Source organism: Bradyrhizobium sp. UFLA01-814, from assembly GCF_046718885.1.
Classification (GTDB): Bacteria; Pseudomonadota; Alphaproteobacteria; order Rhizobiales; family Xanthobacteraceae; genus Bradyrhizobium; species Bradyrhizobium elkanii.
This window is the reverse complement of the sequence record NZ_JAQOSR010000138.1, coordinates 1-25,548: the sequence shown is the minus strand read 5'-3', so window position 1 is coordinate 25,548 and position 25,548 is coordinate 1. Positions and strand designations below refer to the sequence as shown.

The window sequence follows — 25,548 nt, the reverse complement described above, 5'->3', positions numbered from 1 at the left end:
CCTTGGTGGTACCTGCGCAGAGACTGATCTGTCGGCGCGAACCACGGCTAACATCGGCGTTGCGACAGGTGTCACGCAGATGCTCGCTAAGCCGGGCATGGGTTTCGACGAAGGCTTTAGCATCGTATGCAACGAGATGAACCGGGCGGTGCGTCTCGCAGAGGCGCTTCGCTAAAGCTATGGGCGCGCGTTTTCGCGGAAAGTGCGCGCACCTATCGGTTACGGCCGATGTTTCGTAATAACAGGAGGGAGGAGAATTCGAAATGACAAGTCAACTTAACGGAATCACGGCATATACATGCTCCAGGCAAGCGCATTCTGCCGAGCGCAGCGCCATGGAGCTCGACAGAATTGACGCTCGTCTTCTTGATCTGGTGCAACGCAATAATCGCCTAAGCAGTGAAGACCTTGGCGCGAAGGTCGGCTTGTCTGCATCCGGCGTCCAGCGTCGTCTGAAGCGCCTACGATCGGATGGCATAATAGAATCGGACGTTTCGATCATTTCTCCAAAAGCGGTTGGGAGAAATGTGACCGCTTTTGTTCTCATCTCCTTTGAGCGCGACCGAGCCGACATCATCGATCGCTTCAAACGAACAATCTCTAAGATGCCGGAGGTGATGAGCGGATTCTACGTTACTGGGCAGGCCGATTTCGTTCTGCTCGTTACGGCGAGCGATATGGAGGATTACGAGTACTTTACGCGGCGTCTCGTACACGAGGGGTCAGATATCAAGCGCTTTGAAACGATGGTCGTTCTGCATCGGGCTAAGGCAGGGTTCACTGTACCAATGGAGTCTATCGCATGCTGGTGAAGGGCTGTCATGACCTTGGGGAACTTATGTTTTAATCGGAGCGCGCTCCAACCGTGCGAGCAGCTCAAGTAGGCTCGCCCAGTTACAGCGAGCTGCGGGTTTCAGCTGTAGGTCTGGCTGAGATCGTTCTTCGAACGGCCTGGAGACTATGAGTCCGCAGTGCTCTCTTACTCAGTCCGCGATAAGATGCTCCTCAGGCGCCATCGCGCTGAGGAGCAACCGCTTTCATTTTTCTCGGACGAGATCGGGCATCCGAAAATTGTCTTAGTCTAGCCCAGCTCCTTCGTGATCTGTGAAACAGCTTCTCGAGCGATTCCTACGATCTCATCGGCCTCGGCGTTGGTCATGGTGAGCGGCGGCGTAAAGCCAATGATGTCGCCGTGCGGCAGTGCGCGCGCAATCAGGCCACGTTCCCGGGCAGCATTGGACACGCGAGCGGCTACCTTCATGCCAGGATCAAAGCGCTCCTTCTTCTCTGGATCGGCGACAAACTCGACCGCTGCCATCAGTCCTACGCCGCGAATCTGGCCAACGATGGAAGACTGCCCCAACGCCTCAAACAATCTCTTCTGAAAGTAAGCGCCAACGCGCGCGGCATTCCCGATCAAGTCCTCGCGCTCGAGAATGTCCAGGGCGGCATTTGCCGCAGCAACACCAATGGGGTGACCCGAATACGTGTAGCCATGCGAGAAGACGCCGACCTTCTGCGCTCCTGCTTCCAATACTTCAAAGACCCTCTGCCCAACGATGCATGCTGATAGAGGCGCATATGCCGATGTCAGCCCCTTTGCGACCGTAATTAGATCCGGGCTGATATTATATTTGTGGGACCCGAACATCTCACCGGTACGGCCAAACCCCGTCACCACTTCGTCCGCAATAAGCAACACATCGTACTTCGTGAGCACAGCCTGAATAGCAGCCCAGTAGCCTTCCGGGGGAGGAGTAAGGCCACCCGATCCGAGAACAGGCTCAGCAATGAAGGCGCCGACTGTTTCAGGACGTTCCCGAACGATCAACTCTTCGAGTTCCTTCGCTCGACGTTCGGAGAACTGCAGTTCGGTCTCTCCCGGATGCGCACCCCAGTAGTAAGTCGGTGCACCGGTTCGGAGTATGCCGGAAACGGGTAAATCCATATTGTCATGGTAGAAGCTCATGCCCGTCATCGAGCCCGATACGATCGTCGAACCATGATACCCTCGCTCACGGGCAACGATCTTTTTCTTCTTCGGCTGACCGCGCAGGTTGTTATAGTACCAAACAAGCTTTACCTGGGTTTCGTTTGCATCGGATCCGGAAAGTCCGTAGAAGACCTTGCTCATCCCGCCAGGGGCGATCTTAATGAGTCTGTCCGAAAGTTTCGCCAGCTCGTCTGTCGTGTGGCCTGCGTAGGTGTGGTAATAGGCGAGCTTGTGGGCTTGACGGGCAATCGCCTCTGCGACTTCGGTGCGACCGTAGCCGATATTGACACAGTACAGCCCCGCCAACGCATCGATATATTCCCGACCGTTGGCATCGCGAATGCGGATTCCGTTTGCCCCGTCAACGATGGTGACTTCGCCGCTTTTTCCGGTCGCGTGATCATAAAGTTGAGTGAACGGATGGAGCACCGACCTGCGATCCATTTCCGAGACTTTTTTGATGTCCATACCAGGATCCCTTTGTCCGCTTTGCTGAAGCGCTTGAAGAGCTGCTCCATGTCCGCAGCCAAGTGCGGCGCCTTTACCTGGACGCTCCTGACCGCGGCAGTCGGAGACGACAGGAGCAGGCGCAACTAGCGGGTAATCGCCTCGTATGAGAAGAGATGCTCGCGTTCGCACATTCCCGGCCGCTCCTGGAGCCACCGCCTGACGTCTGGGCTTCGTTCAGCGCAGATGGTGCTCCTTGAAAACAACCCGATGCCGACATGCTATCGGCGATGATCTGACGAAAATCCGCTTTCGAAGCGATTGATCCGTCGGAATGCTGCGTTCTTTGCAAAACCACGATGATGTGCGGCCGGCCTTGGCGAAACGCATTCAGCGTCCCTACTGTCGCTAGTGAAGCGCTTCATCCGCCACCCTAGCCATCGATCGAGCGGCCCCGAACCAATCGACGCTCTCTGCGATCACCCGACATGCTAAGGGTCATGAGCGTCGCGGTCGAGCCGTCTTATGTTGACAAGGTCTGCGCGTCTAGGCCAAGCAGTTGGAGCGAAGACGGAGCTACTCGCGAGCCGTCTCGCACTTCATGCCATCTCATCGATGCCGAACTCGCATAGAATGGCGCGCGTATGTTCGCCCGGAGCAGGGATGGGGTCCATGCGGTAGTCAAAGCTGCTATGGCGGCCAGGCGGAAGCAGCGCGGGAATATGGCCTGCGGGGGACGCGATGCTGCGCCAGCGAGCACGCGCACCCAGCTGCGGATGCGACCACAGACCGGCCATGTCGTTCATGCGGCCGTTGGCGATCAGGGCTTCGTCTAATCTGCCTTCGACTGCTTCAGTTGAGAGCGACCGGAACACGTCTATGATGAGCGCGTTCAGCGCCGCGCGGTTTTCATTGCGTTTGGTGTTTGCATTAAAGCGCGAATCGTTCGACAGAGCCGCGTTAGCCAACACCTTGTCGCAGAACAAAGCCCATTCACGTTCGTTCTGGATTCCAAGGATTACGGCCCCGTCCTTGGTCGCAAACGGACCATAGGGGAAAATCGTTGCGTGCGATGCTCCAGTCCGCGGCGGCGGCGACGCATCATCATACGCGTAGTACATTGGATAGTTCATCCACTCTGCAAGCGATTCCAGCATCGATATGTCAATATGGCCGCCCTCGCCCGTGCGATGGCGTTTCAAGAGCGCGGCGAGGATCGAGCTGTATGCGTACATTCCCGCCGCAATGTCGGCCATCGAGTTGCCGGCCTTGCAGGGTGTCTCGGACGTGCCAGTAACTGAAAGCAGCCCCGCTTCCGCTTGAATCAAGAGATCATATGCCTTCTTGTCACGATATGGACCATCGTTGCCGTAACCGGAGATGTCGCACACGATCAACTTTGGGCAGTTGGCGTGCAGCGCGTCGAACGACAATCCCATGCGTGAAGCGGCTCCTGGCGCCAAGTTTTGCACGAGCACATCCGCTTTCGCGACAATCTTCTTGAGCGCATCGAGCTGCGTCAGGTCTTTTAGGTCAAGTGCGAGACTTTCCTTGCTGCGATTTGTCCAGACGAAATGGGACGACTGGCCCTTCACCCGGGAGTCGTACGCTCTGGCGAAATCGCCGCTGCCCGGACGCTCGACTTTGATCACGCGCGCGCCGAGATCAGCGAGTTGTCGAGTGCAAAACGGCGCCGCGATCGCATGCTCGAGCGAAACGACGAGAATGCCATCCAAGGGGCGGGCATTCACTCCATTTCGCTGATTGAACGCAATCCCAGCGCCGTTTGGTCGTCCCACAATATTCATCTACGACTGCGCCTCAATGTGCTCTGCGGTGATCTAACGCACCGCACTGCTGGTGGAGAACTTGGCCTTTCCCAATGAGTGTATCCGAGTCGAGAATCACGGTTACCAGGGCTGGCCCGCCTTTGAAGTAAGCGCCTCGATCGCCTGCCGGTGGACTTGGTGGGATCTCCAAACGACCATTTCCTTCCAATCCGCCCCCTGCGGATAATAGTGCAGCTTGGTGGCGCGCCGAATTTCACGGCCTAGTTTAGAATCGGCCTCCCCTGCTCGATGCATGAACAACCAGTGGTCCTTACGCAGCAGCTCCGGCTTTGATTCGTAGGTTCCGAACTCGAGGGCGACATAGATGTGCCGATCACCCAGAGCACGCTGCCAAAACTCATCTTGCGAGCCGGAGATGACGACGGAAGTCGAGGTGCCCAGATCCGGTGATGTGACTGTCGGACCAAAGACGCTGACTGCCCGCTCGTAACCCGATAATCCCGATGGCTGCTCGCATTGGAGCTCGCCATAGCCGTAACGGCCTAATCCGGTATGATAATCGATAATGATCACTTTATCTCGATCCGCGACGCCAAACTCGGTCGCTACTCGCTCGAGAGTTCGCCTAGCTTCGGTAGGCTCGCCCCCCCCGTAGAACAGCCCTCCCGGTCTGGTATACTGTCCGGAAGACCTCGCCACCCGAACTTTCAATTCGCCGTGCGCCGAACGATACGCCGCAAGCGCAGCTTCAGCATGCCGAATTCCATCTGGCGTAATGTCCGCGGGCACAAAATGCTCGGCCAGCTCCTCATATCCAGGATTAGCGGGCAGTGGTTTAGAGAAATCGACAAAATTTCGATTGAGGTCGCACCCCTCCGCAGTCGCTCGCCGATCCCACGCGAAACCGTAGCAGTTCAGCGCATGCACGCAGAGCACTGCCGTGGATGGCGGAAGCTCCTCATGAAATTTTGCTCGCAAGAATGCAAGTTGTGCTGCCGACCCACAGTAACCTTCTGGACCGTGCGTTCCGGAAACCAAAACTAGAAGCCTCTTTGCATCAGGCCGACCGAAATAAGCCACATCCGTGAAGAGAGCCTCACCAGATGGTCCGGCTGTACTGCACCGGTATTGCTTCGAGCTCGGCACCGCCGTCAGAAATTTCTGCCTAGCTTCCGCATAACTGTCAGAAAAAGCGATCGACGCAAGTTGCTGTGCGCTATCAAGGTTCACTTTGTTCCGCCTCCCGCGGTTAACTCGGGCATCTATAGCCATCGTGCTCTCTTCGCCGAAACATCGGGAGCGAACACCGAAATCTTGGTTCTATAAGGCCAACTGTAATCTTATTGCTTGCCGTAACCGATTCAGACGCGAGCTGACATTCACGGGAGTTTTTCAGATCCAAAGGATTCTTTCAAAGCTTAGTTCGGGGCCCTGACGCTGAAGATATGCGTAAAGCGTTCCGCTGCCGCACAATTTGCGCTCAGCCATGGACTGCGGAAAAGCAGGGAGGCAGTCGGTGGGCTCGGGTGGTGAGGCTGCGGCGGAGACGCACTTCCTTCGTTGCAGATAGAGATGCTGGTCTCGTCGGATGGGTTTATGGTCTCGTATCAAGCACCCAAATAATGCTCCCTTCTACGACCAGTAACGAATATCGCGTGCCTTCAGCAACGTGTCGGCAGCAAACATCGCTACACAAGCTTTGCGGTCTTTTGCAGCAAGACGGACCAAATCTGAACGTTTCTGCTCGTAAAGTTCTTCCCTGTCACGGTTGAAATTACTCATGCATTTCGAGATACTCAAATCCAAGTTCCTGCCTCTCGCCTTGTTCTGCACCAAGCAGCCATTTCGCGGCTAAATTCACCTCAGGCTGGAGACGACTATGCAATACGACCTAATAGATGCCCGACTTTTGGAGATTGTACAAAGGAACAATCGTACAACTTCCGAGGAAATGGGCGAACTAGTCGGGTTGTCGGCCACGGCGTGTCAGCGACGACTGAAGAGACTCCGTTCGGAAGGCATCATCGAGGCCGATGTCTCAATCGTTTCGCCGAAGGCGGTTGGGAGACCTATTCAAATGCTGGTCCTAGTGAGTCTGGAGCGGGAGCATTTGGACATCATCGATCGGCTCAAGCAGGCGATCAAATCGTCAGTTGAAGTAGTGAATGGATTCTATGTCACCGGCGAAGCGGAGTTTGTACTTTACCTTACCGCGCGTAACATTGACGATTTTGAGCAGTTCACCCGACGATTTTGTTACGAGAATCCTGATATTGAGGGATTCAAGACGATGGTGATAATGGATCGGGTAAAATCAGGCTTCGCGATTCCAATTCAGGCTTCTGCTGAGGGCTAGTTGGTGCGGCCCGAGCGGACGAGTCGACAGACTACGCCGGACAGCCTGGTCTTCGAATGGACGAGATCTCGCATGCATTGGGCATCGATTTGCCGCTCGCCGCCAGGTGACTTTAACCTTGCCAGGGGCGATGCACGTTGAAGGGGACGAACGGATTGACCGCGTCAATCCGACGTCAGCCATAGTCGTGACGTTCAAGCCGGCCAGGCTCGACCGCAAGGGCCGATGCGCCTCACCGATGCGCTGCACCGGTCCTCGTCGAAGTAAAACATCGGCTGCTCGCGGTCGGGCGCGGCGAGCAGAGATCAGGGCCATTCTCCCTATGCGGGCGAGGTATTCACCATTGACCTGGGGAGCGCACCAAAAGCCTTTGCGGCAGGTGGACTAGGGGCGCGGCCGGCGGGTGTGACGTACGCGCTCAGCGCGTCCGGATGCTTGCGCCGGCGCGCTCCGGACGGGGCAACGGAGCATGCAGCCGCGCCAGCTCGAGAAGGCGCTCTCGCACTTGTCCGTGGACAGGCCCACTGCGTCCACTCCCCGCGCTGACGTGTATCAGCATCTGTTCGCTCGTCGCCGCCGGGCCGTCATCGCCTTCGCGCATGATCGCATGGAATAGATGAAGTCGCTTGTCGTCGACGTGGAGAACCTGCGTGATCACCTGGACGCGATCCCTCGCGTGCAATTCGCGGAGATGAGATAGGTGCGTTTCAACCGAGAAGTAGCTGCCGCTGTTTGCCCGATAGTCGCTGTCGATACCGATATAGTTGAGGACGTTCTCTGTGGCGTCACCGCAGAGCTGCTGATAGCATCTTTCTGTGACGTGGCCATTGTAGTCGAGCCAGCTGGATGGGATCTCCAGGACCGGCATTCGCAACGGCGCAGAAGCCTTGGTAGGCTGAGCAAGGCGGCTGCGCAGCGCGCGCTCCCAGCGGGCGAGCGCCTCGCCCGCGCCATGCTTTTGTGACCCCAACCCCCGCAGCACTGCCACAAGACAGTCGTCGCGCTTTTGCTCGAGCTCGGAAAAGGTGAGGTTCTCGGTCTCCATCTGCGCGTCTAGCTGCGCGCCGAGCTTGTCCAGATAGGAGTCAGTGAGCTCGGGTACCTCGGTGAGCTTCGTCCAAGGTTTCTTCAGCTCGGGCCCCATCCGTTCCATGGCGCGTCGCCCGCTGGCCTCAGCGACGGCAATCCGGTAGGTCTGCAGCGGCCCCATAATCGGCCGGCGCAGCCCAAAGGAGAAGCGAACCGCGTCATCCACCTCCTGTGCGGTAGCCACATCGTCGTGCACCAGCCACATCGCCTCGCGCCACGCCGCTTCCTGCACCCGGCTCGTGATGAAACCATCGATCTCCTTGCGGACCAAGACCGGGTGCATCCCCACCGAGCGATAGATTTCCGCCGCTCGTGTCGACGTCTCCGGTGCGGTGCGCTCGCCCGCGCACAATTCAGCGAGTGGCACCAGATAGACTGGGTTGAATGGGTGGGCGACGAGGAAGCGCTCAGGGTGGTTCATCCCCGCCTGAAGCAACGACGGCAAAAGCGCTGAAGTGGACGAGCAGATCAGAATCTCCGGCGCCGCCGCCCAGCTGGCCTCCGCCAAGAGTTGCTGCTTGAGCTCCAAACGTTCCGGAGCGGACTCCTGCACAAACTCGACGCCACGCACCGCCTCCGCCACCGACTGCACCATCGTCAACGCGCCCTCGGCAGGCAGCGGGACCATCGTCAGCTGCCCGAACGCCCGGCGCGCGTTGGCCAGAATCTTCTGGACTCCTTCAAGCGATCCAGGCGCCGGGTCATAGAGCCGCACGTCCACGCCATTGAGAAGAAACCGCGCGGCCCATCCGCCGCCGATAATGCCGCCCCCCAACAAGCCGACCGCCCGCGGCAGCCTGTTAGCGCCGAAATCTTTCGTTACAGACATGAATTTTGACCTCAATCATGAACTTTGAGCGCGACCATTTCGCGGACTCTTCCGGGCTCATCACCGGCACCCGATCCTCTGAAGAATCTCCACCGCCCACTGTACGAGCCCGCCGTTGGTCGCCAGCCGACGGCGGGATATACGCATGTTGGCACCGATCAACGGCGAGAACTCGACGCAAGATTAGCGCTGCGTCCAATGCTCACTGCGATTACCGGACGAGCGCCGCAGATATCCACGCTGATCGTCACGAGGCTCTGGCGCTTGCACCGAGATCGATGGGGATGCACGTGCCGTTTATTGCGGAAGCGCAAGGGCTTGCGAGGAACCCGACGGTTGCCGCAACCTCACGAACGTCGACAAAGCGATTGCCCGGTTGTGCCGCGCGAAACCCTTGTATGACTTCGTCGACACTAATGCCTCGCGTTGCCGCGTGAGCCTCCAGCTGACCGCGCATCATGTCGGTATCCATCCAACCCGGCGAGACGGCGTTGGCTGTGAGGCCATGCGCAGCGCCTTCCAAAGCGGCAACTCGGACCAGGCCAAGAACGCCGTGCTTCGAGGCACAGTATCCCGCCTTTTGGCGGGCGCCGCCCCAGCTGCAGGATGATGCCGTAACGATGACACGACCACCGGGCACCTTAGTCAAGGCCGACCACGCCGCCTTCAGCGCGAAGAATGGCCCGTCCAGCATCACGGCTCGCTGACGCTCCCATTCGCTATCCGGAAACTCATCAAGCGGTGAGACGATCTGGAATGCAGCATTCAGCACAAGGATGTCGAGACGTCCGGCAGTTGCAAGTACATGGGCGACCATGTCCCGGTTCCCAGCCGCGGTGGAAAGATCGGCGCGAAAGACGTCCTCGCCAACGATGTCGACGCCGTACACGTCCGCACCGCGGTCACGCAGGTCGGTCACGATGGCCTTCCCAAGCCCGCCCGCCGCTCCCGTCACCAGCGCTGCTCGCCTCTTCAGCGACCAACCGCTCGCATCGGACGGCTGTTCGTTGAATGAACCGCTAGTCATGCAATGTCTCCTTCAGCGATAAGCTTTGAGTGCAAGCTTTTCGCGCACCTCGTCCGGGCTCATGACCCGCACCCCGATCCGCTCCAGAATCTGCACCGCCCGCTCTACGAGCTCGGCGTTGGTCGCCAGCCGACCGCGAGAGAGATACAGATTGTCCTCCAATCCCACCCGCACGTTGGCGCCGGCTGAGGGCGCTAAAGCCACGTATGGAAACTGCTTCCGACCGATCGAGAAGGCCGAGTAGATGGCGCCCGGCGGAAGTTGATGCACCAGCGCCATCAAAGTGCTGAGATCGTCCGGCGCTCCGTACCGGATCCCCATGCAAAGCTGGATGAGCGGCGGATTGTCGATGACCCCCTCTTTGATCAAATCGTGCACCTGGACCAGATGCCCCGTATCGAACACTTCGAGCTCAGGACGTACTCCAAGCTCTTGCACGCGCTTACTTAACGCGCTCAGCATTCCCGGCGTGTTGGCCATGATGAATTCGCCAGGTCCGAAGTTCATAGAACCGCAATCCACAGTGCAAATCTCTGGGCGGAGCTCTTCCACATGCACCAGTCGCTCAATCGCGCCTGGCATGTCCGTCCGCGGCGCCGGCGGCAGAGGAGAGTCCGGCCCGCCCAACACGAGATCACTGCCCGTGCCGGCAGTTAGGTTGAGGACTGGGTTTACGTCCGACTTGCGAATCCGTTGTACCACATCGCGAAAAAGCGCCGGATCCCGCGAACTCTTTCCCGTCTTAGGATCCCGTACATGGATATGTACGACCGCCGCCCCCGCCCGCGTCGCCTCGATCGCCGCCTCGGCGATTTGCTCCGGGGTTATTGGCACATTCGGCTGCCTCGCGGCCGCGCCCCCCGTGACTGCACAGGTGATGAACACCTCCGAAATCATGCTCAGTCCTTTCCGCCAAACCGGCGATACGCTTCATCTTGAATAAACAGTACTTCGCTCCCGGTTCTGAAGTTGACCAATGTAAGCCAGCAGAAGGCAGAAATTCCGCGTCTGATCGCCATAACGCGAAGCTTTTGCTCCTTCACTCGCAGTATCTGATCGCGCCTCGGCAATCCACCGTGTTCGGAAGCCGCTGCGATGAGCACGGATGCTGAAAACACTCGGTGTGCAGTCAACCGCATTGGTTCGCGCGAGATTCGAAGGCAATTGACGAGCAGCTGCAACTTACGGACCTGACAGATCGGAGACGGTTTGCGCCAGAATTTGGGCGGGGTCGCCAATGCAACGTACTACTGCATCTCGCGTTCATCTTTGAACTAAGATCCGGCCGCGTTTTGGCTTTGGCATACTGCAACTCTCTGCATCCATAGAACGCCCCACCCCTGCGGGCGTCAGGTGATCATGCTGCATGCGCTCTCCTTTCGGCCATGCTGGCGCCGTTGCGCCAGCGCAGCATCCGGGCGCGTACTACTTCGCTCATTCTGCCAGCCACATCTTCCTTCCCGGAAGAGTGTTGGGTCAGTCTGCACATGGCCTGCTCAGCGTTCGCGATAGGGTTTCCGCACGCCTTTGATGATAATCGAAGGCTTCAGCCAGTTCGTCTCATCATTCGCCTGGAGGTCATGCCAGGCGGGACTTGCACCCGTTCGAAAACGCCGGCTTTTGCACAGCGTACACCGAGGCAGAGATGGTCAACACGGCCTTCGACCAGGATGATGGTGTCTGCAATGCTCGTCTTTGTTGCCCATCGCCGTTTTCGCCGTAAGCCTCCGGTGGAGCTTTCAATTACCCACATTTCCAGCCGATGCGATTTCGGCGCCGAGTTCGATATCTGTGAGTCTCGAGAGGCCGCGCCAGATGACAACATTTCCAGGTGGCAGATCGCCGGCCCTCGCCAAGTAGCCACCTAGTCGTGCAAGCTTGGTGAGGTAAAATGCAAGGGTTCCAGGGCGACATCGTCGATGGCCGGCGCCGCTGATGAGTTGATCGAGCAATGCGATCTCGGTGTCCGTCAATGCGAGCTTCGGTGACGCGTCTGGGGCGATGCGATTGAGCATGGTGAGCCAGAGGACGCGCCAGCTGAGAATGCAGAAGACCGCCATTAGATTGGCGAGTCGCTCCGCGGTCCGAAGTTTTGAGTCTTCCGCCTTGCAGCCCGATTTCAGGATTTTGTGGAACACCTCGATTTTCCACCGCATGGCGTACCAGTTGATCTTCTCGATTGCCTCGGAGCGCCCGCGGACGGCTAGGTCCGTGATGAGCTTCCACTCAATCGGTTTACGGCCCTTTGGCGTACCGCGCTCGGTGGCATGGATTATAGTCAGGTCGAGAGCTGGATAACGTTTCTGCTTCCCGATGGGAGGCAAGACTGCGATCCGCTTGAATTTGATTTCCAGCGCGGCCTTCGTCGTCTCGCCCTTGTCATTGCGCACGTCGATAAAATGCAGGCCTTTGACGCTGGTCTCTTCCATCTCGGTTGCAATCGTATGACCGCCATCGCCCGCCAGCCGATCGACGCAGGCGCGGACAAGGAAGTGAGCGCCAAGCTCTTGCGTCAGGCAATACAATTCGTAGATGTCGCTTTCACGGTCACCGATATGAATGCAACGCTCCGGCTGTCCGAGCCGCTCGATCGATTGCCTGAGATTGTCGAGCCAGCGAACGCTCTCCTTCTTCTCGATCGGAACGCGGGTCGGGTTGATCTTCTTCTTGAGCTGCGCTGTGCCTTTGAACTTTTTCCGTGTCCAGAACTTCACCGCCGCCAATCCCAGCGGTAGGCCCTCGACAGTCACGGCGAGACTGGAATGCATCAGCATTCCGCAGACCGTGTGATGGCGCCAACGGCCATCCTTGTCCCGGCCGCTGTTGACGCTCTTGGTCAGGCCGATAGCGCTCGTGTTCGCGCGTTGGTAGGAGAATTCCGTCGTGTCCTGAATGAGGAGAATTGGGCCTGTACAATCATCGTAGCGCGCGCGTGTGGCGGCGAAGTGGCCGCCGAGGATGTCGGCTTCCTCCACACGCTCGTTGGCGAAGAAGCGGTAGGCCGCCTTCGTGTTGGCCCAGTCCTGGCACGCGAACGGTATGCTCCCGCCCATGCCGTCACCAATTTGCTTCAACAGCTCGCCAAATCGCTGACCAAGACGGGCATCCTTGAAAGCTGTCTTGTCGATCTCGCCCTCTGTCCAGTGTTCGACGACGCTTTCATCACCATCATCCTGGCGACCATCCGGGCCGGTTGACCAACGAGACGTCGTTCCGCTTGAACACATGAAGGCACCTCGTCGTCGCGATTCAGGTGCTTGACAATGGATCACAAGCGACTCATCCGATTCAAGATTTTTCGATTAGGGCTACTGCAATAGAATCAAGCATTTGTGGGTAATTGAAAGCCTCACCGGACGGTTACTTTTCGCCCGCCGCGTTGTAGCATTGGTATCGCGACGCGTTCCTATTTCTGCAACGCTGCCGAGGTCAGAGTCTTGAGACTGTCCCGCATCCAGCGAGGGGGTGAATGTTTGCTTAGGGCCCGAAAGAAGGATTGGACATTTTTGGATTCCGAGACAGCAACGGATCCACGACCGCGGAATCATCGGCAGAAGCTTAGCCCAGTCAATTGACGTTAGGGGCCTCAAATGCAAGCACACTCGACGCAGGAAAGACCGCCCAGACCGGTTGCCCCGGGACGAGGTCAGCCGTCCTCCCGTCATTCTTACGAATCACCAATAAACGGCTTTTACCGGGAAGTTCGACGACTACATGCACGTCCGCCCCAAGAGACGCCACGTCAAGCACCTTGGAAGAAAGGACATTTGCGTCCTTGATGTTGACAAGTTCAGACGCAGCAAAGTCCACCAGCTCCACGTTTTCCGGTCTCACACATAGATCTGCGGTGTCATGCTGGCGCCCTAGCTCTGATTTTACACGGATCTCAATGCCTTCTTTGGTAACGAACAAAGTTGTACCGTTGCTCGATTGGGCACAACTCGCTCCCCGGAACCAATTCGACCTTCCCACGAATTCCGCAACAAACGTATCTGCAGGCGCCTCGTAAATCTGTGTTGGCGTTCCACGCTGCACGATCTTGCCACCACCCATAACGACGACTTCGTCGCCCAAACTAAGCGCTTCGTCCTGATCATGGGTCACGACGATGGTCGTTGCCCCCACCGATCTAAGTATCTCCTTCAGCTCAACTCTCAATTCAAGGCGCAGCTTCGCATCAAGAGCTGACAATGGCTCATCTAGGAGCACAATCTGAGGATCGATTGCCAGCGCCCGCGCCAGCGCGACACGCTGTTGTTGGCCACCGCTCATGTGGCGGGGGTATCTGTCTTCCATGCCGACCAACTGCACAAGCGACAGCATCTGCTTTACGCGAGAGGGTATTGCCGATTGCGCCGTGCCGCGATACCGCATCCCATAAGCGACATTTTCGCCCACCGTCATATGGGGAAAAAGCGCATAATCCTGAAACAACAGCCCAACGTTGCGCTCATAAGGCCTCAGATGCCCGACATCCCGGCCCGCAATTTGCACAGTGCCACTATTAGGCGAAGTAAAGCCGGCAATTATGCGCAGTGTCGTTGTTTTACCGCAGCCGCTTGGGCCTAGAAGGGATACCACCTTCCCCTTTTCGATCTGCAGAGATAAATTGTCGACGGCTACGAATTCACCGTACTTTTTTGTCACATCGTTCAGCTCGAGCACATTCATCAGATTACGCCTTGTAGATTCCGTGGCCAATCACTCGCTCCAAGCCAAGCACGCGGTCGAGAACGACTAGCAAGACAACAGTCAGCCCCATTAAGAATACAGCGGCTGCCGCAAGCGTGAGATCGAAATCCGACCTCATAAGGCTGACGAGAGCGACCGGAAGCGTGTAAGTCTTGAAGTCGCTGAGGAACAAGCTGACCGTCAGGTCGTCCATTGAGAATGCAAATGCGAAGATCGCACCTGCAGCTATGCTGTTCTTGGCGAGCGGAAGGATAACTGTGAACAAAGCTTGGCGTTCATTTGCGCCGAGAGATAGCGCCGCCTCGCGCAGCACTGGACTGACGCCGCTTAGTCCGATCAAAGCCATTCGCAGCGTATATGGGACAGTTACAATTAGGTGCCCGGCAATTAGCTTTGTAAACGGCGAGAGAACGCCCAACAGCGAAAAGAGCATAAGTAAGGCGAACCCGATAATCACGCCGGGCAACACGAGAGGTGACAAGAATGCCGTTGTAAGAAGGTCTCGCAGGCGAGACGATATGCGGCTGATGGCCACGGCAGCCGCCGCGCCAACGGCCGTTGCGATGATAGTCGTCGTCGTCGCCAATACGAGGCTGGTGCTAAACCCCGACCACAAATAGCCGTTGTTGAAGAATTGGTTGAGCCATTGCGTTGACAATGCCGGTGGGGGAAATGGACCGAGATAGTCGCGCGCATCGAAAGCCATGGTGATTGTCGTGATCACGGGCACAACCAGGAACACCGCTGTGCCTGCTACGGTCGCTCCCACTCCGAAGCTAAGCATTACGTCTTTAGTTCGTTTGCTCAACATGCGCTCCTCACGTCCGATCGAACTTTGTCGCCAGTTTCGACAAGACGAAAATCAGGAGCATCGAAAGCACCATCATGACGATCGATATCGCCGCTCCACTCGGAAAATTGGCGTTTTCGCTAAATCGGCTGTAAATGAGATTTGAAATGAATAGCACGCGCCCCCGTCCCAGTATCCACGGTATTGCGAAAGCACTCACGCCGAGTGTCATGGAAACAAGGAAGGACGAGATCAGGCCGCGTATACACAATAGCGTCGTTATCGTTAAATGAGCCTCGAAAGCCGAGGCTCCCAAAGATAGAGCTGCTTCGATCAAGCGGGGATTGAGGCTTTGTATCGCCCCGATCAGGATCAGGATTGAGATAGGGATTGCGTATTGTAGCAATCCGGCAATTACGACCCAGTTGATATACAACGTCCCATTTGTGTCGACGCCAATGAAAGACATTAGCGGAGCCACCACTCCTATGGATCCGAACGTCAGCTGGATCGCGTAGATTCGAACTAAGGCATTTAGAAACATCAATCCTATTAGCGCAGAGATCCATGTTTTTCGCACCCACGGAGAGGCACTTCTCGCGATGTAATACGCGATCGGGAAGGCAATTGTGACCGCGATAAGCGATGCACAAAATGCCAAAACATACGTATGCAAGAAATATCTAGCATAGACGGGGAGAAGGAGCTCCGAGTAGTTCTCTGTGGTTAAAGGAGCGCCCGCAACCGCACCAATTCGTCCGGGCGAATATGTTCGAAAACTCTCATCTAGCACCATCAACATTGGCACTACCAAGAAGAGAACCATTAACGCTGTCGCCGGAATGAGCAGCAGCAATGATGATTTTGTACTCTTCATTCTCACCTCTTGCGAAATCGCCTTCGTCGAAAGCTTGAATTCGACCTGCGGGCTAAAGCAGAGGCTGAATTTCCTTCTCCCAGCGCTTCATCCACAGATCGCCCTGCGTAGACACGTAGGACCAGTCCGGGACGTACGCATATTGCTCCATCTCTTCGCTCTTGTACGCAAACATCGTCACCTCCTCCGGCACCTTCGACTTGGTGTTTACGGGGATGCCGCCGATCATGCCGTTGAGTTCCGCATTGATTTCCGGATCGACGGTAAAGTTCGCAAACTTGAATGCTGCGGCTGCGTTCCCTCCTTTGAGAACACTCCACCCCTCTTGATTGAAGAAGGTCCGGAATCCTGTCGCATTCGGATCAAGCTTAGCCAAGAAATGTATTTGAAAGTTGCGCGCTAATCTTATTGCGGAGGTGCTCGTTTCAAAGGTCACGGAGGTTTCACCGGAGCTAATGGAGCTCGAAACGTCAGCGTCAGAGGTAGCGACCCGTCCAATGTTTCCACTCTGTGCGAGTTTTTTAATGAAGTCCCAAGCCGGCTCCATATTTTTCTCATCGCCGCCGTTAGCGAGCGCCATCGTTACCATCTGAAGATTCGAAGTGATCGTAGGAGCCGGGAAGCAGATCTTCCCTTTGAGACGGGAGTCTAGGAGATCATCCAATTTCGCTATTTGGAAAGGAGTTGTATCCTTCCTGTAAAACCAAAGAATAGCCGACATTGTACGCGGGATATTAATCACATTGCCCGCCTTGTCCTTCGCCAACAACTTCTGCGGGATATTTGCAAGGTTAGGAACCTTCTCGACAGTCACAGGCTCCGCCCACCCCTCCGCACCCATCATGGGCCAGTTGAGGTCCCACCCCGCAAGCAAATCAATGCCAGGATGCGGCCAGGTGGCCTTGATCTTGGCAAAGGTTGCTGAAGAACTTGGAGCATGTAGTTGCCAGTTGACAGTGACCTCCGATTGCTTGGACGCGACTGTCTTCATCGTTTTGATATTGTTGCCGCCCCATTCAACGGCTGCGATTGATTCAGCTGCGCGAGCGCCAGGGACTCCAGCAAGCGAGGTAGCAGAAGTAGCGGCGGCAGCAGACGCTGCACCTTTCAGAAGTTCGCGGCGTGAGATCGCATTCATGATAGCTCCCCGTTTTGTGTTGCTCATCGGGAAATTCGATTCCAGCTAACTGGATTCGATCGAACTCCACACTATTCGACTTCGTGAAATCGGCACCAAACTGAAAGGATAAGGTAGCTTGCGTCCCACAATTTTGGAGAGAGAGAGAGAGAGAGAGAGATTACCTGCACCTGAGGCAGAGGACTTGCCAAGCTGAGGCCATTGGGGATTGAATTGACTCTTGCAGGGTCCCGCCTCGTTTGGCTTCACCTGGGACAATTTTCCTGCCCCAACATCACTCGCCCTCTAAGGATTGAGCCGAGGCACAGCCGGCGACAGGCAACAGTATCGCGAAGCCTCAGAGCATAAATTCCCCAATGTGCGAGGCTTCATGTACGAAATCCTGCGTTCGGTCGGCAGAATGCGCAGATTTGACGCAGGCAAACCTGAGGAGTTTAGCAACCGCGGGCGGTTGAGAGAAGGCACATCAATTCTGTAGAGTTCTGGGGTTTCGGCACGGTCATTCGGAAACCGACAAATCTAAGAGCACTTCATGCCCGCGCCGCGTCGTTGCGCTTTGCCAAAGGGCAAGCGCTGACGTTCTTGATCCGGTGAAACCTCCATATCCGTGCCGCCGCTCTTTTTTGATGTTTGGCGCCATCAACGCGCAAATCAGTAATGATGCAGACGTTTGTACGTGACACCATAACCGACTTGCGCGCTGCGCGCCGAGCGATTCATCAGAGAGCATAGACGACAGGTTGAGCTTCACGTCTTTAGCAAAATCTGGCACCTGATTGATCAACTTGTCGATCGACGTGAGCGATTCAGGCCATCTTCAGCGTCTGGCCGCCGATCTCGCGGTTGCAGGGACACAGTTCGTCAGTCTGTAGCGCATCGAGCACGCGCAGTGTGTCCTTTGGCGCCGTCCGACGTTGAGACTAGTCGCATAGACGTGCTGGGTCATGTTGTCTGCAGCGATAATGAAAGTATGGCGGTAGGCGCCCCTTGGGAGAGCGCCCCAAGAGGCCGTCCACCAGCGAAACCTTGGTGTCGACAATCTGCCAGATCGACAACCGATGCAGATCCTGGTGGTCGCACCGACAAGCGAGTTTGCAGCACTCATTATCTGTCGAGCCGCCGAGCACCACCACGTCGCGGTCCTCACAGTCCTTCGAAAGCCGGGTGACTTCGGCGATTTCCATCGGACAAAGGAAGGTGAAATCCTTTGGGTAGAAAGAAGATGATCTTCCACTTGTCCGGGACGCTCTGCTCTGTCGGGAACTCGAACGCACTTGTCCGGCTTTTCTTGCTGGAGCTGAAATCCAGGCTTCACGCCGACGACTTCGAACGCTGGCAGCTTGTTTCCAATTCCGGGCATAGTTGGTCATGCCTTTCCCAAAGTCATCTCGTTTCGCAACGAGTTATCGCTATCTATCTCGGCAGGGCCGGTCGGACGAGGCGCACGAGGTGTGCTGATGGCTTGAGAGCACAGCGCTCTCCAACATTGCGCCTCGATAAAGCTGCAACAGATAGCCAGGTCAATTTTCGCAATAGCGGCAATCGATCCCGCCACGAATTCCGACCCCATTCAGCCGGCGTTCCTTAAGGAAATGCTATCTTGACCCAGGAACCGATTGTCGCCATCAAGCCTCGTCGGTTCATCTACCGCGTCACCGCAAATTGAGATGATGTCGTGCAGAACGGCTGCGGCAGAATGGGGAATGGCGTATGTTTGTTGCCGCGCGCTCCAACTATGTGGATCATCGCACCTGACGACCACGATTCTGGGATCTCGCGCAATCGTCGCCCCCCAAAGCGCCCGCCAAGCGCGGCAATCCCGCCGCTTCGAGACGGATGGACGGCGCGAACAACACATGCGGCCGGCGCTCGAGCGACACAATGACGACCGTGCTGATGGAAGAGACTGACCGCGGCTCGATGGCGCTATGGACTTAGGGGCCGAATACACGATCACGATCGCAGCATTTCTGCAACGCCCAGCGTGCTTTTGCTGAATTCGGGCACACGCCGAAGCCGTTGTAGCCGGTCAGATAACGCAAATGGTTATGGGAGGTGACCAGCAGTGCCAGGGCACGCACCGACGTATGTTGTGCGCGAGTTCGAAGAAGCAGCGGTCCGAGCCGAGAGTTGCATCGAAGACCTCTTCACCTACACGCACCAGCCCGAATGGGCGCAGGTCACTTCTGATGTTCTTCGCCGCTGTGGGGTCGCCGACAAGCGCGTCGGCCTGCAGTTGGACCTGTGGAACCTCGCGCCCAAGGACGCAACCGACCTGCAGGAGCAGCTACCAGACGTGAGGATCGTCGATGCCAGCCGACTCGTACCGAAGATTGCGGCTGTGAAGAGCGATCTGGAGCTAAAGGTGATCCGCGAAGCATGAGCTATACCGACGTCGCGATCCGGACGTTCCAGGGTTCGATCCGCGCGGGTGCCACCGAAGAGGAGGTGAGTAACGCAATCACGCGAGAGGTAGCTAAGGCTGGCGGCGCACTTTGGACGCCGTCGACCAACATTATGTTCGGCGATCGTACGAAGTTGCCGCATGGCGCCCCCACGCACAATTCGATCAAAAACGACGAGCCCGCCATGATAGAAATCGGCGGCACGAAAAGCGGCTATGCTGTGGGCATCGTGCGCTCCGCCGTGCTGGGCCATCATCAGGAAGCTGAGGCCGTACACGCGGTGGCGGTGGAGGCGCTCGAAGCGGCGTGCGCCGCGACCAAGGCAGGCGCGACAGCTTCTTCGGTGGACGCCGCCGCGCGCAAGGTGGTCGAGCGCTCCTCACTTCGCCACGGCTTCCGTCACCGTACCGGCTATCATACGGGCCCGAACTGGGGCGGTCGCGGCAACCTGAGTCTCGAGACGGACTCTCCGGACATCCTTGAAGTCAACATGGTCTTCCACATGCCGATTATCCTGTTCGGCGACAGCGGCATCTTGATTGGCTGCAGCGAGCACGTCCTCGTCACGGGCGCGGGCTGCGAGATTCTCGCCAAGACACCACACAAGCTGCATGTCGTGTGACGAGAACATGAGCGGACCGATTCTCGAGCCCTGGCGGCCGATTATTGGTCCGCATCATCGCCTTTAGCGACTGCACGGCAATTGGGCTCCATGGAGGAGCATGCCTTGATCGTGGACACGTCCTTCTCGCCGTGGAGAATGGCTTTGCAGAGGGATTTTGACAGGTTGAGTACGGCCAGCCAGATCAGTACCAGCCCCGCATTTCGAATCAGAAAGGACCTCCATCCTACGAGGGTCTTTTGGGATTTTCTTCATTTCCGTTGCGGTTTGAGTAAGTCGAGAGCAGCCGAACGCGACATAGATTCGGTACTAACGCCTGCTGCGTGGTTGGCTCTAACGCTCCCATGGCGTGAGATTCCCCCGACAGTCCCCTGCAATGCGAAGCTCCCTGCGATGAACTCACCATCAGTTGATCGCCCAACCGAATCCGCGGCGCTCAGTGACCCACTTGCCGTATTCCTGACTTTCTAGTGCCCCGCGCTCGCAGCGGGCCCTCAAGAGACATTTTTGAGGTTTACGCAGCCAGCGGCGGGTCCCAACGCTACGCGGCGAAACAGGTCGAGTCAGGTTTGTGAACGAAAACGGTGCGTGAAACGCAGTAGATGCAGAATTTCGGCGCTAGAGCGCTCCATTTTGGAGAACTTCTGCCTAGCGGCAGCGGTACTATTTTCAAGGAGAAGGCTGGAGATAAGCGAGAACTCAAAGTCCGCAGCGTCACCAACAAACCCGATTGCGGCGTTTAGCAATCCCCATCCTTGGATTACGCACGTGCGATCCCTGATCGGACGATACGGATCCGCACGAAGGAGAAGCGGATGTTGTGCGCTGCTTGGCCCCATGTGAGGGGCGATCTCGTATCCACAAGGCGAGGTGCCGCGGGGTTCATAGACGATCTTGAGCGCATCTACGATATGAGAGATCGCCGGAGCTGGGTCGCAAGATGGACGAACATCGGTGACGCCCACTGCCTTGTTGGTGGGCGGAGTATCGAAAAGGGTGCTTTCGACGAAGCAACCGAGTCTTGGCTTTGCGCGTTGACTGCTTTTGAAGTTGCGAGGCGGCTGGTCGACGAAGACGCTCCTCAAGATGAGAACGTCCTCGCCAAAAAAATAGAGGCCAGCATCCAAACGTTCGGATGTCTCGAGCAAAAGGTGGAGCCGGTACGAATTGCGTGCTCAGATCAAACGCCGCTTCTTGCCTACTACGTGCCCGTTGCTGATCATGACGTACGCGGTCCGGCAGTAATTTGCATCAGCCGGGAAGGCGAAACCGCATCGACGCTGCTGGGCAGGCTCCTGCCTGCTGTCATCAGTCGGGGCATATCGGTTCTCGTGGTCTCTCACGAGGACGTATTAAGTCACTGGCGCGGACAATCGGAAATCTTGTTGTCCAGCTGTTTAGACTATTTGTCAGTTCGGCCCGACGTCGACCATGCCCGGATTGGACTCTATGGAGAAGGGCTGTCGGCTGCTCTAGCTACTGATTTCGCTGTCTCTGACCGCCGCGTTGCGGCGGCAAGTTGCGACGGCGGCCTTTGGAATTGGACTCGAACTGTCGCGTCTCTAGGCTGGATCACGAGGACGGTAGATAGACTGGACGAGACATTTTTGTCGTCACCTCGCTCACGATTGATACGACAGTTGCGATGTCCGGTTCTCGTGTTGGCCGGTGGCCGCAGTATCGTCAGCACGACGGAAGCAATCAAACTACAAGCCGAATGCATCGCTGCACACATTGACATTGAGGTTGCCACACCGCGCATTGCCAGGACCACTGCGGGGGAGATCGAAAACTTTGTAACCTCCGACGACAGCGTTTTCGCATGGTTACAACATAAACTCACACTCAATTCGGCTTCATAACTGTGAAACATTTCCTTTTGAGAGCCTTCCCTATTCCAAGGGCTCCCCTGATGCCAAGTCGGCGCCAGACGATACGTTTGCAATTTACCAATACTCGTCCTTTTGAGGTGCCAATCGGCTATCCTGGGCATTGTAATGCTCGCGGCCAAGGTTAGGTGCCGATGGCCACTGTGCAATACGATCGAATAGACGCTCGAATTCTCGATATCGTACAAAAGAATAACCGCTTGACCTCAGAGGCGATCGGAAAAATCACCGGGCTTTCTGCAACCGCATGTCAACGACGATTGAAGCGGCTTCGTTCGGCGGGCATCATCGAGGCCGATGTCTCAATCGTTTCACCAAAGGCCGTGGGAAGACCTATTCAGATGCTCGTCCTGGTGAACTTGGAGCGGGACCGCGCAGACACAATCGACAGCTTCAAGAAGGCCATCAAATCATCAGTTGAGGTTGTCTATGGGTTCTATGTCACTGGAGACGCGGACTTTGTCCTATACATTACAGCACGTACCATCGAGGATTACGAACAGTTCACAAGACAATTCTTCTATGAAAATCCTGACATCAAGGCCTTCAAAACGATGGTTATCATGGACCGGGTAAAGTCTGGTTTTGCGATTCCAATTGAGGTTCCGGCCGAAGATTGATTCGAGCCTGTCCGCCTGCGCACGCTTTGGCGCGTCTTTTCGTCGTCAGTCTCGTAGAATGCAAGATAAACCTCGCATGACTCGCCTACTCTAGCTTTTCGTTGGCGTCTGAAAGACGTAGATCGGTATTCCAAAACAATCCAAACCTGAATACTGATGATCTGGATCGAGAGGTAGTCGTTACACGCGAGGCATGAGCCGATATGACTGATCAGCCCAACCTCAAGACGCTTAGAGTCGACGGCGTGGTTGCGCCGCTACGCTACGCTGCCTTTCGGTACATCTGGCTGACGAGCGTGTTGTCCAATCTCGGTATTCTAATCCGAGGCGTCGGTGCAGCTTGGGCGATGACCGAGATGACGTCTTCGGCCGATAAGGTCGCGCTAGTGCAGACGGCCACGACGCTGCCGGTGATGCTAATCGCGCTGCCCGCCGGCGCCATTGCCGACATGTATGACCGCCGCCTCGTGGCGTTGGTTGCGCTCTCGATCGCGCTTTGCGGTGTCACCGCGCTAACTGGCCTCCAATGGCTGCATCTCACCACGGCACACTTGTTGCTGGTCCTTTGCTTTGTAGTCGGGAGCGGCATGGCATTGATGAACCCGGCTTGGCAGTCCTCCGTCTCTGAGCAGGTACCGGCCGAGACGCTGCCGGCGGCGGTTACGCTCAACGGAATCAGCTTCAACATCGCGCGCAGTTTTGGGCCTGCGATTGGTGGAGTTCTGGTTGGGACCGCGGGCGCGGTCGCCGCCTTTGCACTGAACGCGGTGCTCTATCTGCCGCTGATGATCGCGCTGCTCCTCTGGAAACGGGCAGCGCAACCATCGCGGCTGCCGCGCGAACGGCTGAGCCGCGCCATTGTCTCAGGTGTGCGATACATCACGAATTCTCTGTCCATTAAGATCGTGCTGGCCCGCGCCGTGGTGACGGGCGCGGTCGGCAGCTCGATCTCGGCGCTCATGCCGCTGGTCGCGCGCGATCTCTTGAGCGGGGGTGCGCAGACCTACGGCGTCATGCTCGGCGCCTTCGGTTTTGGGGCCGTCATCGGGGCGATCAATATCGGCGAGGTCCGCAGGCGCATGGCTGGCGAAGCTGCTTTACGTGCCTGCATGCTGTCGATGGGCGGCGCGACCGTAGTTGCGGCCCTTAGCCGCGAGCCGGTACTAACCGCGACCGCACTGGTTCTCGCTGGCGCGGCGTTCACAGTGGCATTCACGTTGCTCGATATCGGCGCGCAGCTCTCCGCGCCGCGCTGGGTGGCCGGCCGATCGCTAGCGGCCTACCAGGCTGCGTACTCCGGGGGCATCGCCTTTGGCAGTTGGGGCTGGGGCCACCTCACAGATGCAGCTGGAGTTCAAACTGCGCTGCTTGTCTCGGCCGGATTGATGCTACTCTCACCGCTGCTTGGGCTTTGGTTACGTATGCCGCGCATTAGTGCCCGCGACGAGGACATCGAGGCAGCGGCAGTAGCCCATCCTGAAGTAAGATTGCTACTCACCCATCGTAGCGGGCCGCTTGTAGTAGAGATCGAATATCGCATCGCGCCGGAGGATGCGCGCGCCTTTCACACTGTGATGCAGAACGTCCAGTTGTCCCGCCAGCGCAACGGCGCCTACGGCTGGTCGATTGCACGCAATATTGTCGATCCCGAGTTGTGGACGGAACGCTATCACTGCCCAACCTGGCTGGATTATCTACGCCAGCGCGACCGCTGGACCCAATCGGACCGCGTGCTTGATCAGCAAGCGGCCGCTTTCCACATCGGACCTGACCCAGTGCGCGTCCGCCGCATGCTGGAGCGCCCGTTCGGATCGGTGCGCTGGAAGGAAGACGTGCCTGACCGCGATGCGAACGAAATCCCCCCTTTTGATCGAAGCACGTCGACGGGCATTGAGGTAAGTGCTTAGACATGGACCTATAACTGCGCAGGCCGTGGGCTTCTCCTTCAGAGCCAGTCGCGGCAAAGGCGTAGTCAATCAGCGGCCTTGCGCGATGGCGAACCCTTCAACCACTATTCGAGAAGCTGTTGGTAAGGTTTAACGAAGGACGAGGCCGGTTCTCCTAGACAAGCTAAAAAATTTCGATGGCAAGCTGGCCCGCAACGCGATCCGCGCGAAGGGAGCGACGCTGTTCTTCTGCCGTCCTACAGTTCCGACCTCAAGCGAGCAGATCATCGCCAAACTGATCCGAGCTGCAGAGCCTCGCGACGTCGGCGCAACTTGGCGACAGGTCGGCGTAGTCTTCGACCTCCTCTCCAAGAGACCAACCATCTCAAATCCATCAGGGTATGTTTCCGCGTAAGAATATTGCTGCTCGAGCAGGCCGTTGAAGAAGTCTTTGAACGGCGCGCGATGAATGGGATGTTGTCGCCATTGAGGAGGCAGATCTCCCCTTCGAGTGAGCCGTCATCCTTTAGTTCGGCCCAACCGTCACCCTCGGCTGGCTCCATTTCGTCGTTTCCTTGCCAGCCGAACTCGACGGTATCGTCGTAGCAGGCTCCATGAATGGAGCCAGCGAGGCAGTCGAAGGCGAATTCGCCGCCGGCCTCATCGAGCAGGATGTAGGCGCTCGCCAAGGCCATGTCGTAGCCCGGTGTCTCGACGACCTGCCATCTGCCCCGAATGCTCATGCCGGTGCCGCCAGAAGCTTGGGACGCCGGATCAGATTGTAGGCTGCAAGCGCCAGGACGAAGACGGCATCCACGCGGTCGCGGCCTCGCAGCTTGACCTTGGCCAAGCCAGCGGAATTCTTGATCCAGCCGAAGACGTCTTCGATGCGTTTGCGGCAGCGTTGGCTGATGTCGTAGCCGCGGTGCCGCGTGGTACGCGCGTCGATCGCCGTCTTGCGCCGCTTGCCGGTCTTACTCAGATGTCCATCAATTGGATTATGCGGGGTAACCGATCTATCGTAAGCGGCGTGTCTCCCGCACCTTGTTGCTGTCGAGCAGATCGGCGATGTTCGTTCCGTCTTGAAGAGGACGGTTT

21 protein-coding genes and 3 pseudogenes are annotated in these 25,548 nt (G+C 57.2%); 8 read left to right on the top strand and 16 right to left on the bottom strand.

Annotated features, from left to right (window positions below; all coding sequences use genetic code 11):
• Positions 1 to 175, top strand: a pseudogene (locus tag PMN64_RS32045) (methylaspartate ammonia-lyase); the annotation flags it as partial.
• Between the two features lie 160 nt (positions 176 to 335).
• Positions 336 to 812 carry an Lrp/AsnC family transcriptional regulator gene (locus PMN64_RS32040; RefSeq protein ID WP_411783575.1) on the top strand — a complete coding sequence of 159 codons (477 nt, stop codon included), beginning with the start codon at positions 336 to 338 and terminating at the stop codon, positions 810 to 812.
• Positions 813 to 1,081: 269 nt separating this feature from the next.
• On the opposite strand, the gene PMN64_RS32035 is transcribed toward PMN64_RS32040, so the two are convergent.
• The 4 genes from PMN64_RS32035 to PMN64_RS32020 form a co-directional block, all read right to left on the bottom strand.
• Entirely contained in the window at positions 1,082 to 2,461 is a 1,380-nt protein-coding gene (locus PMN64_RS32035; RefSeq protein ID WP_411783573.1) for an aminotransferase, read from the bottom strand.
• Between the two features lie 578 nt (positions 2,462 to 3,039).
• Positions 3,040 to 4,248, bottom strand: a complete 1,209-nt coding sequence (locus PMN64_RS32030) for a CaiB/BaiF CoA transferase family protein (protein ID WP_411783572.1) — start codon at positions 4,246 to 4,248, stop codon at positions 3,040 to 3,042.
• Between the two features lie 102 nt (positions 4,249 to 4,350).
• On the bottom strand, positions 4,351 to 5,460 hold the full coding sequence (locus tag PMN64_RS32025; protein WP_411783571.1) for a DUF2817 domain-containing protein: 1,110 nt from the start codon (positions 5,458 to 5,460) through the stop codon (positions 4,351 to 4,353).
• A 402-nt stretch (positions 5,461 to 5,862) separates the two neighbouring features.
• The gene (locus PMN64_RS32020; protein ID WP_411783570.1) at positions 5,863 to 6,012 is read right to left on the bottom strand and encodes a hypothetical protein; all 150 of its coding nucleotides are present in this window, start codon (positions 6,010 to 6,012) and stop codon (positions 5,863 to 5,865) included.
• Positions 6,013 to 6,109: 97 nt separating this feature from the next.
• On the opposite strand from PMN64_RS32020, the gene PMN64_RS32015 reads away from it, so the two are divergent.
• On the top strand, positions 6,110 to 6,586 hold the full coding sequence (locus PMN64_RS32015) for an Lrp/AsnC family transcriptional regulator (RefSeq protein WP_411783569.1): 477 nt from the start codon (positions 6,110 to 6,112) through the stop codon (positions 6,584 to 6,586).
• A gap of 418 nt (positions 6,587 to 7,004) precedes the next feature.
• Here PMN64_RS32015 and PMN64_RS32010 read toward each other — a convergent pair whose 3' ends face one another.
• The 10 genes and pseudogenes from PMN64_RS32010 to PMN64_RS31965 form a co-directional block, all read right to left on the bottom strand.
• On the bottom strand, positions 7,005 to 8,504 hold the full coding sequence (locus PMN64_RS32010) for a 3-hydroxyacyl-CoA dehydrogenase NAD-binding domain-containing protein (protein ID WP_411783568.1): 1,500 nt from the start codon (positions 8,502 to 8,504) through the stop codon (positions 7,005 to 7,007).
• Between the two features lie 247 nt (positions 8,505 to 8,751).
• Positions 8,752 to 9,531, bottom strand: a complete 780-nt coding sequence (locus PMN64_RS32005; RefSeq protein ID WP_411783567.1) for an SDR family NAD(P)-dependent oxidoreductase — start codon at positions 9,529 to 9,531, stop codon at positions 8,752 to 8,754.
• 12 nt (positions 9,532 to 9,543) lie between these two features.
• Positions 9,544 to 10,428, bottom strand: a complete 885-nt coding sequence (locus PMN64_RS32000; protein WP_411783566.1) for a 3-keto-5-aminohexanoate cleavage protein — start codon at positions 10,426 to 10,428, stop codon at positions 9,544 to 9,546.
• Positions 10,429 to 11,270: 842 nt separating this feature from the next.
• Positions 11,271 to 12,758: an IS4 family transposase gene (locus tag PMN64_RS31995; protein ID WP_411783565.1), complete on the bottom strand. Its 1,488-nt coding sequence runs from the start codon at positions 12,756 to 12,758 to the stop codon at positions 11,271 to 11,273.
• 340 nt (positions 12,759 to 13,098) lie between these two features.
• Positions 13,099 to 14,202 (bottom strand): ABC transporter ATP-binding protein, encoded by a 1,104-nt coding sequence (locus PMN64_RS31990; RefSeq protein ID WP_411783564.1) that lies wholly within the window; start codon positions 14,200 to 14,202, stop codon positions 13,099 to 13,101.
• Between the two features lie 4 nt (positions 14,203 to 14,206).
• Positions 14,207 to 15,031, bottom strand: a complete 825-nt coding sequence (locus tag PMN64_RS31985) for an ABC transporter permease (RefSeq protein ID WP_411783563.1) — start codon at positions 15,029 to 15,031, stop codon at positions 14,207 to 14,209.
• Between the two features lie 10 nt (positions 15,032 to 15,041).
• Positions 15,042 to 15,890, bottom strand: coding sequence for an ABC transporter permease (locus PMN64_RS31980; protein WP_411783562.1), 849 nt, complete (start codon positions 15,888 to 15,890; stop codon positions 15,042 to 15,044).
• Positions 15,891 to 15,942: 52 nt separating this feature from the next.
• Positions 15,943 to 17,028 carry an ABC transporter substrate-binding protein gene (locus PMN64_RS31975; protein WP_411783561.1) on the bottom strand — a complete coding sequence of 362 codons (1,086 nt, stop codon included), beginning with the start codon at positions 17,026 to 17,028 and terminating at the stop codon, positions 15,943 to 15,945.
• 697 nt (positions 17,029 to 17,725) lie between these two features.
• A pseudogene (locus PMN64_RS31970) lies at positions 17,726 to 17,821 on the bottom strand (alkyl hydroperoxide reductase); the annotation flags it as partial.
• A 13-nt stretch (positions 17,822 to 17,834) separates the two neighbouring features.
• Positions 17,835 to 18,388 (bottom strand): annotated as a pseudogene (locus PMN64_RS31965) (redoxin domain-containing protein).
• A 705-nt stretch (positions 18,389 to 19,093) separates the two neighbouring features.
• Here PMN64_RS31965 and PMN64_RS31960 point away from each other — a divergent pair.
• The 5 genes from PMN64_RS31960 (at position 19,094) to PMN64_RS31940 (ending at position 24,471) form a co-directional block, all read left to right on the top strand.
• The gene (locus PMN64_RS31960; protein WP_411783560.1) at positions 19,094 to 19,411 is read left to right on the top strand and encodes an aminopeptidase P family N-terminal domain-containing protein; all 318 of its coding nucleotides are present in this window, start codon (positions 19,094 to 19,096) and stop codon (positions 19,409 to 19,411) included.
• Entirely contained in the window at positions 19,408 to 20,055 is a 648-nt protein-coding gene (locus PMN64_RS31955; RefSeq protein ID WP_411783559.1) for a M24 family metallopeptidase, read from the top strand. Before PMN64_RS31960 ends, PMN64_RS31955 begins: the two co-directional genes overlap by 4 nt.
• 1,034 nt (positions 20,056 to 21,089) lie before the next feature.
• A complete protein-coding gene (locus tag PMN64_RS31950; RefSeq protein ID WP_411783558.1) occupies positions 21,090 to 21,917 on the top strand; it encodes an alpha/beta hydrolase family protein in 828 nt (275 codons plus the stop codon).
• Between the two features lie 170 nt (positions 21,918 to 22,087).
• Positions 22,088 to 22,564: an Lrp/AsnC family transcriptional regulator gene (locus tag PMN64_RS31945; RefSeq protein ID WP_411783574.1), complete on the top strand. Its 477-nt coding sequence runs from the start codon at positions 22,088 to 22,090 to the stop codon at positions 22,562 to 22,564.
• Positions 22,565 to 22,767: 203 nt separating this feature from the next.
• On the top strand, positions 22,768 to 24,471 hold the full coding sequence (locus tag PMN64_RS31940; protein ID WP_411783557.1) for an MFS transporter: 1,704 nt from the start codon (positions 22,768 to 22,770) through the stop codon (positions 24,469 to 24,471).
• 263 nt (positions 24,472 to 24,734) lie between these two features.
• On the opposite strand, the gene PMN64_RS31935 is transcribed toward PMN64_RS31940, so the two are convergent.
• Both PMN64_RS31935 and PMN64_RS31930 read right to left on the bottom strand, forming a co-directional pair.
• Complete coding sequence (locus PMN64_RS31935; protein ID WP_411783556.1) at positions 24,735 to 25,193, bottom strand: hypothetical protein; 459 nt, start codon at positions 25,191 to 25,193, stop codon at positions 24,735 to 24,737.
• The coding region (locus PMN64_RS31930) for a transposase (RefSeq protein ID WP_411783555.1) at positions 25,190 to 25,548 on the bottom strand (359 nt) is incomplete at its 5' end. The genes PMN64_RS31935 and PMN64_RS31930, both read right to left, overlap by 4 nt.

Bases quoted from the DNA above. Each gene is read 5' to 3' on its own strand.
- PMN64_RS31955 (WP_411783559.1), top strand. From the start codon at position 19,408: ATGAGCTATACCGACGTCGCGATCCGGACGTTCCAGGGTTCGATCCGC.
- PMN64_RS32015 (WP_411783569.1), top strand. From the start codon at position 6,110: ATGCAATACGACCTAATAGATGCCCGACTTTTGGAGATTGTACAAAGG.
- PMN64_RS32040 (WP_411783575.1), top strand. From the start codon at position 336: ATGGAGCTCGACAGAATTGACGCTCGTCTTCTTGATCTGGTGCAACGC.
- PMN64_RS31980 (WP_411783562.1), bottom strand. From the start codon at position 15,890: ATGAAGAGTACAAAATCATCATTGCTGCTGCTCATTCCGGCGACAGCG.
- PMN64_RS32010 (WP_411783568.1), bottom strand. From the start codon at position 8,504: ATGTCTGTAACGAAAGATTTCGGCGCTAACAGGCTGCCGCGGGCGGTC.
- PMN64_RS32030 (WP_411783572.1), bottom strand. From the start codon at position 4,248: ATGAATATTGTGGGACGACCAAACGGCGCTGGGATTGCGTTCAATCAG.
- PMN64_RS32020 (WP_411783570.1), bottom strand. From the start codon at position 6,012: ATGAGTAATTTCAACCGTGACAGGGAAGAACTTTACGAGCAGAAACGT.
- PMN64_RS31975 (WP_411783561.1), bottom strand. From the start codon at position 17,028: ATGAATGCGATCTCACGCCGCGAACTTCTGAAAGGTGCAGCGTCTGCT.
- PMN64_RS32005 (WP_411783567.1), bottom strand. From the start codon at position 9,531: ATGACTAGCGGTTCATTCAACGAACAGCCGTCCGATGCGAGCGGTTGG.
- PMN64_RS31990 (WP_411783564.1), bottom strand. From the start codon at position 14,202: ATGAATGTGCTCGAGCTGAACGATGTGACAAAAAAGTACGGTGAATTC.
- PMN64_RS31940 (WP_411783557.1), top strand. From the start codon at position 22,768: ATGACTGATCAGCCCAACCTCAAGACGCTTAGAGTCGACGGCGTGGTT.
- PMN64_RS31995 (WP_411783565.1), bottom strand. From the start codon at position 12,758: ATGTGTTCAAGCGGAACGACGTCTCGTTGGTCAACCGGCCCGGATGGT.
- PMN64_RS32035 (WP_411783573.1), bottom strand. From the start codon at position 2,461: ATGGACATCAAAAAAGTCTCGGAAATGGATCGCAGGTCGGTGCTCCAT.
- PMN64_RS32000 (WP_411783566.1), bottom strand. From the start codon at position 10,428: ATGATTTCGGAGGTGTTCATCACCTGTGCAGTCACGGGGGGCGCGGCC.
- PMN64_RS31935 (WP_411783556.1), bottom strand. From the start codon at position 25,193: ATGAGCATTCGGGGCAGATGGCAGGTCGTCGAGACACCGGGCTACGAC.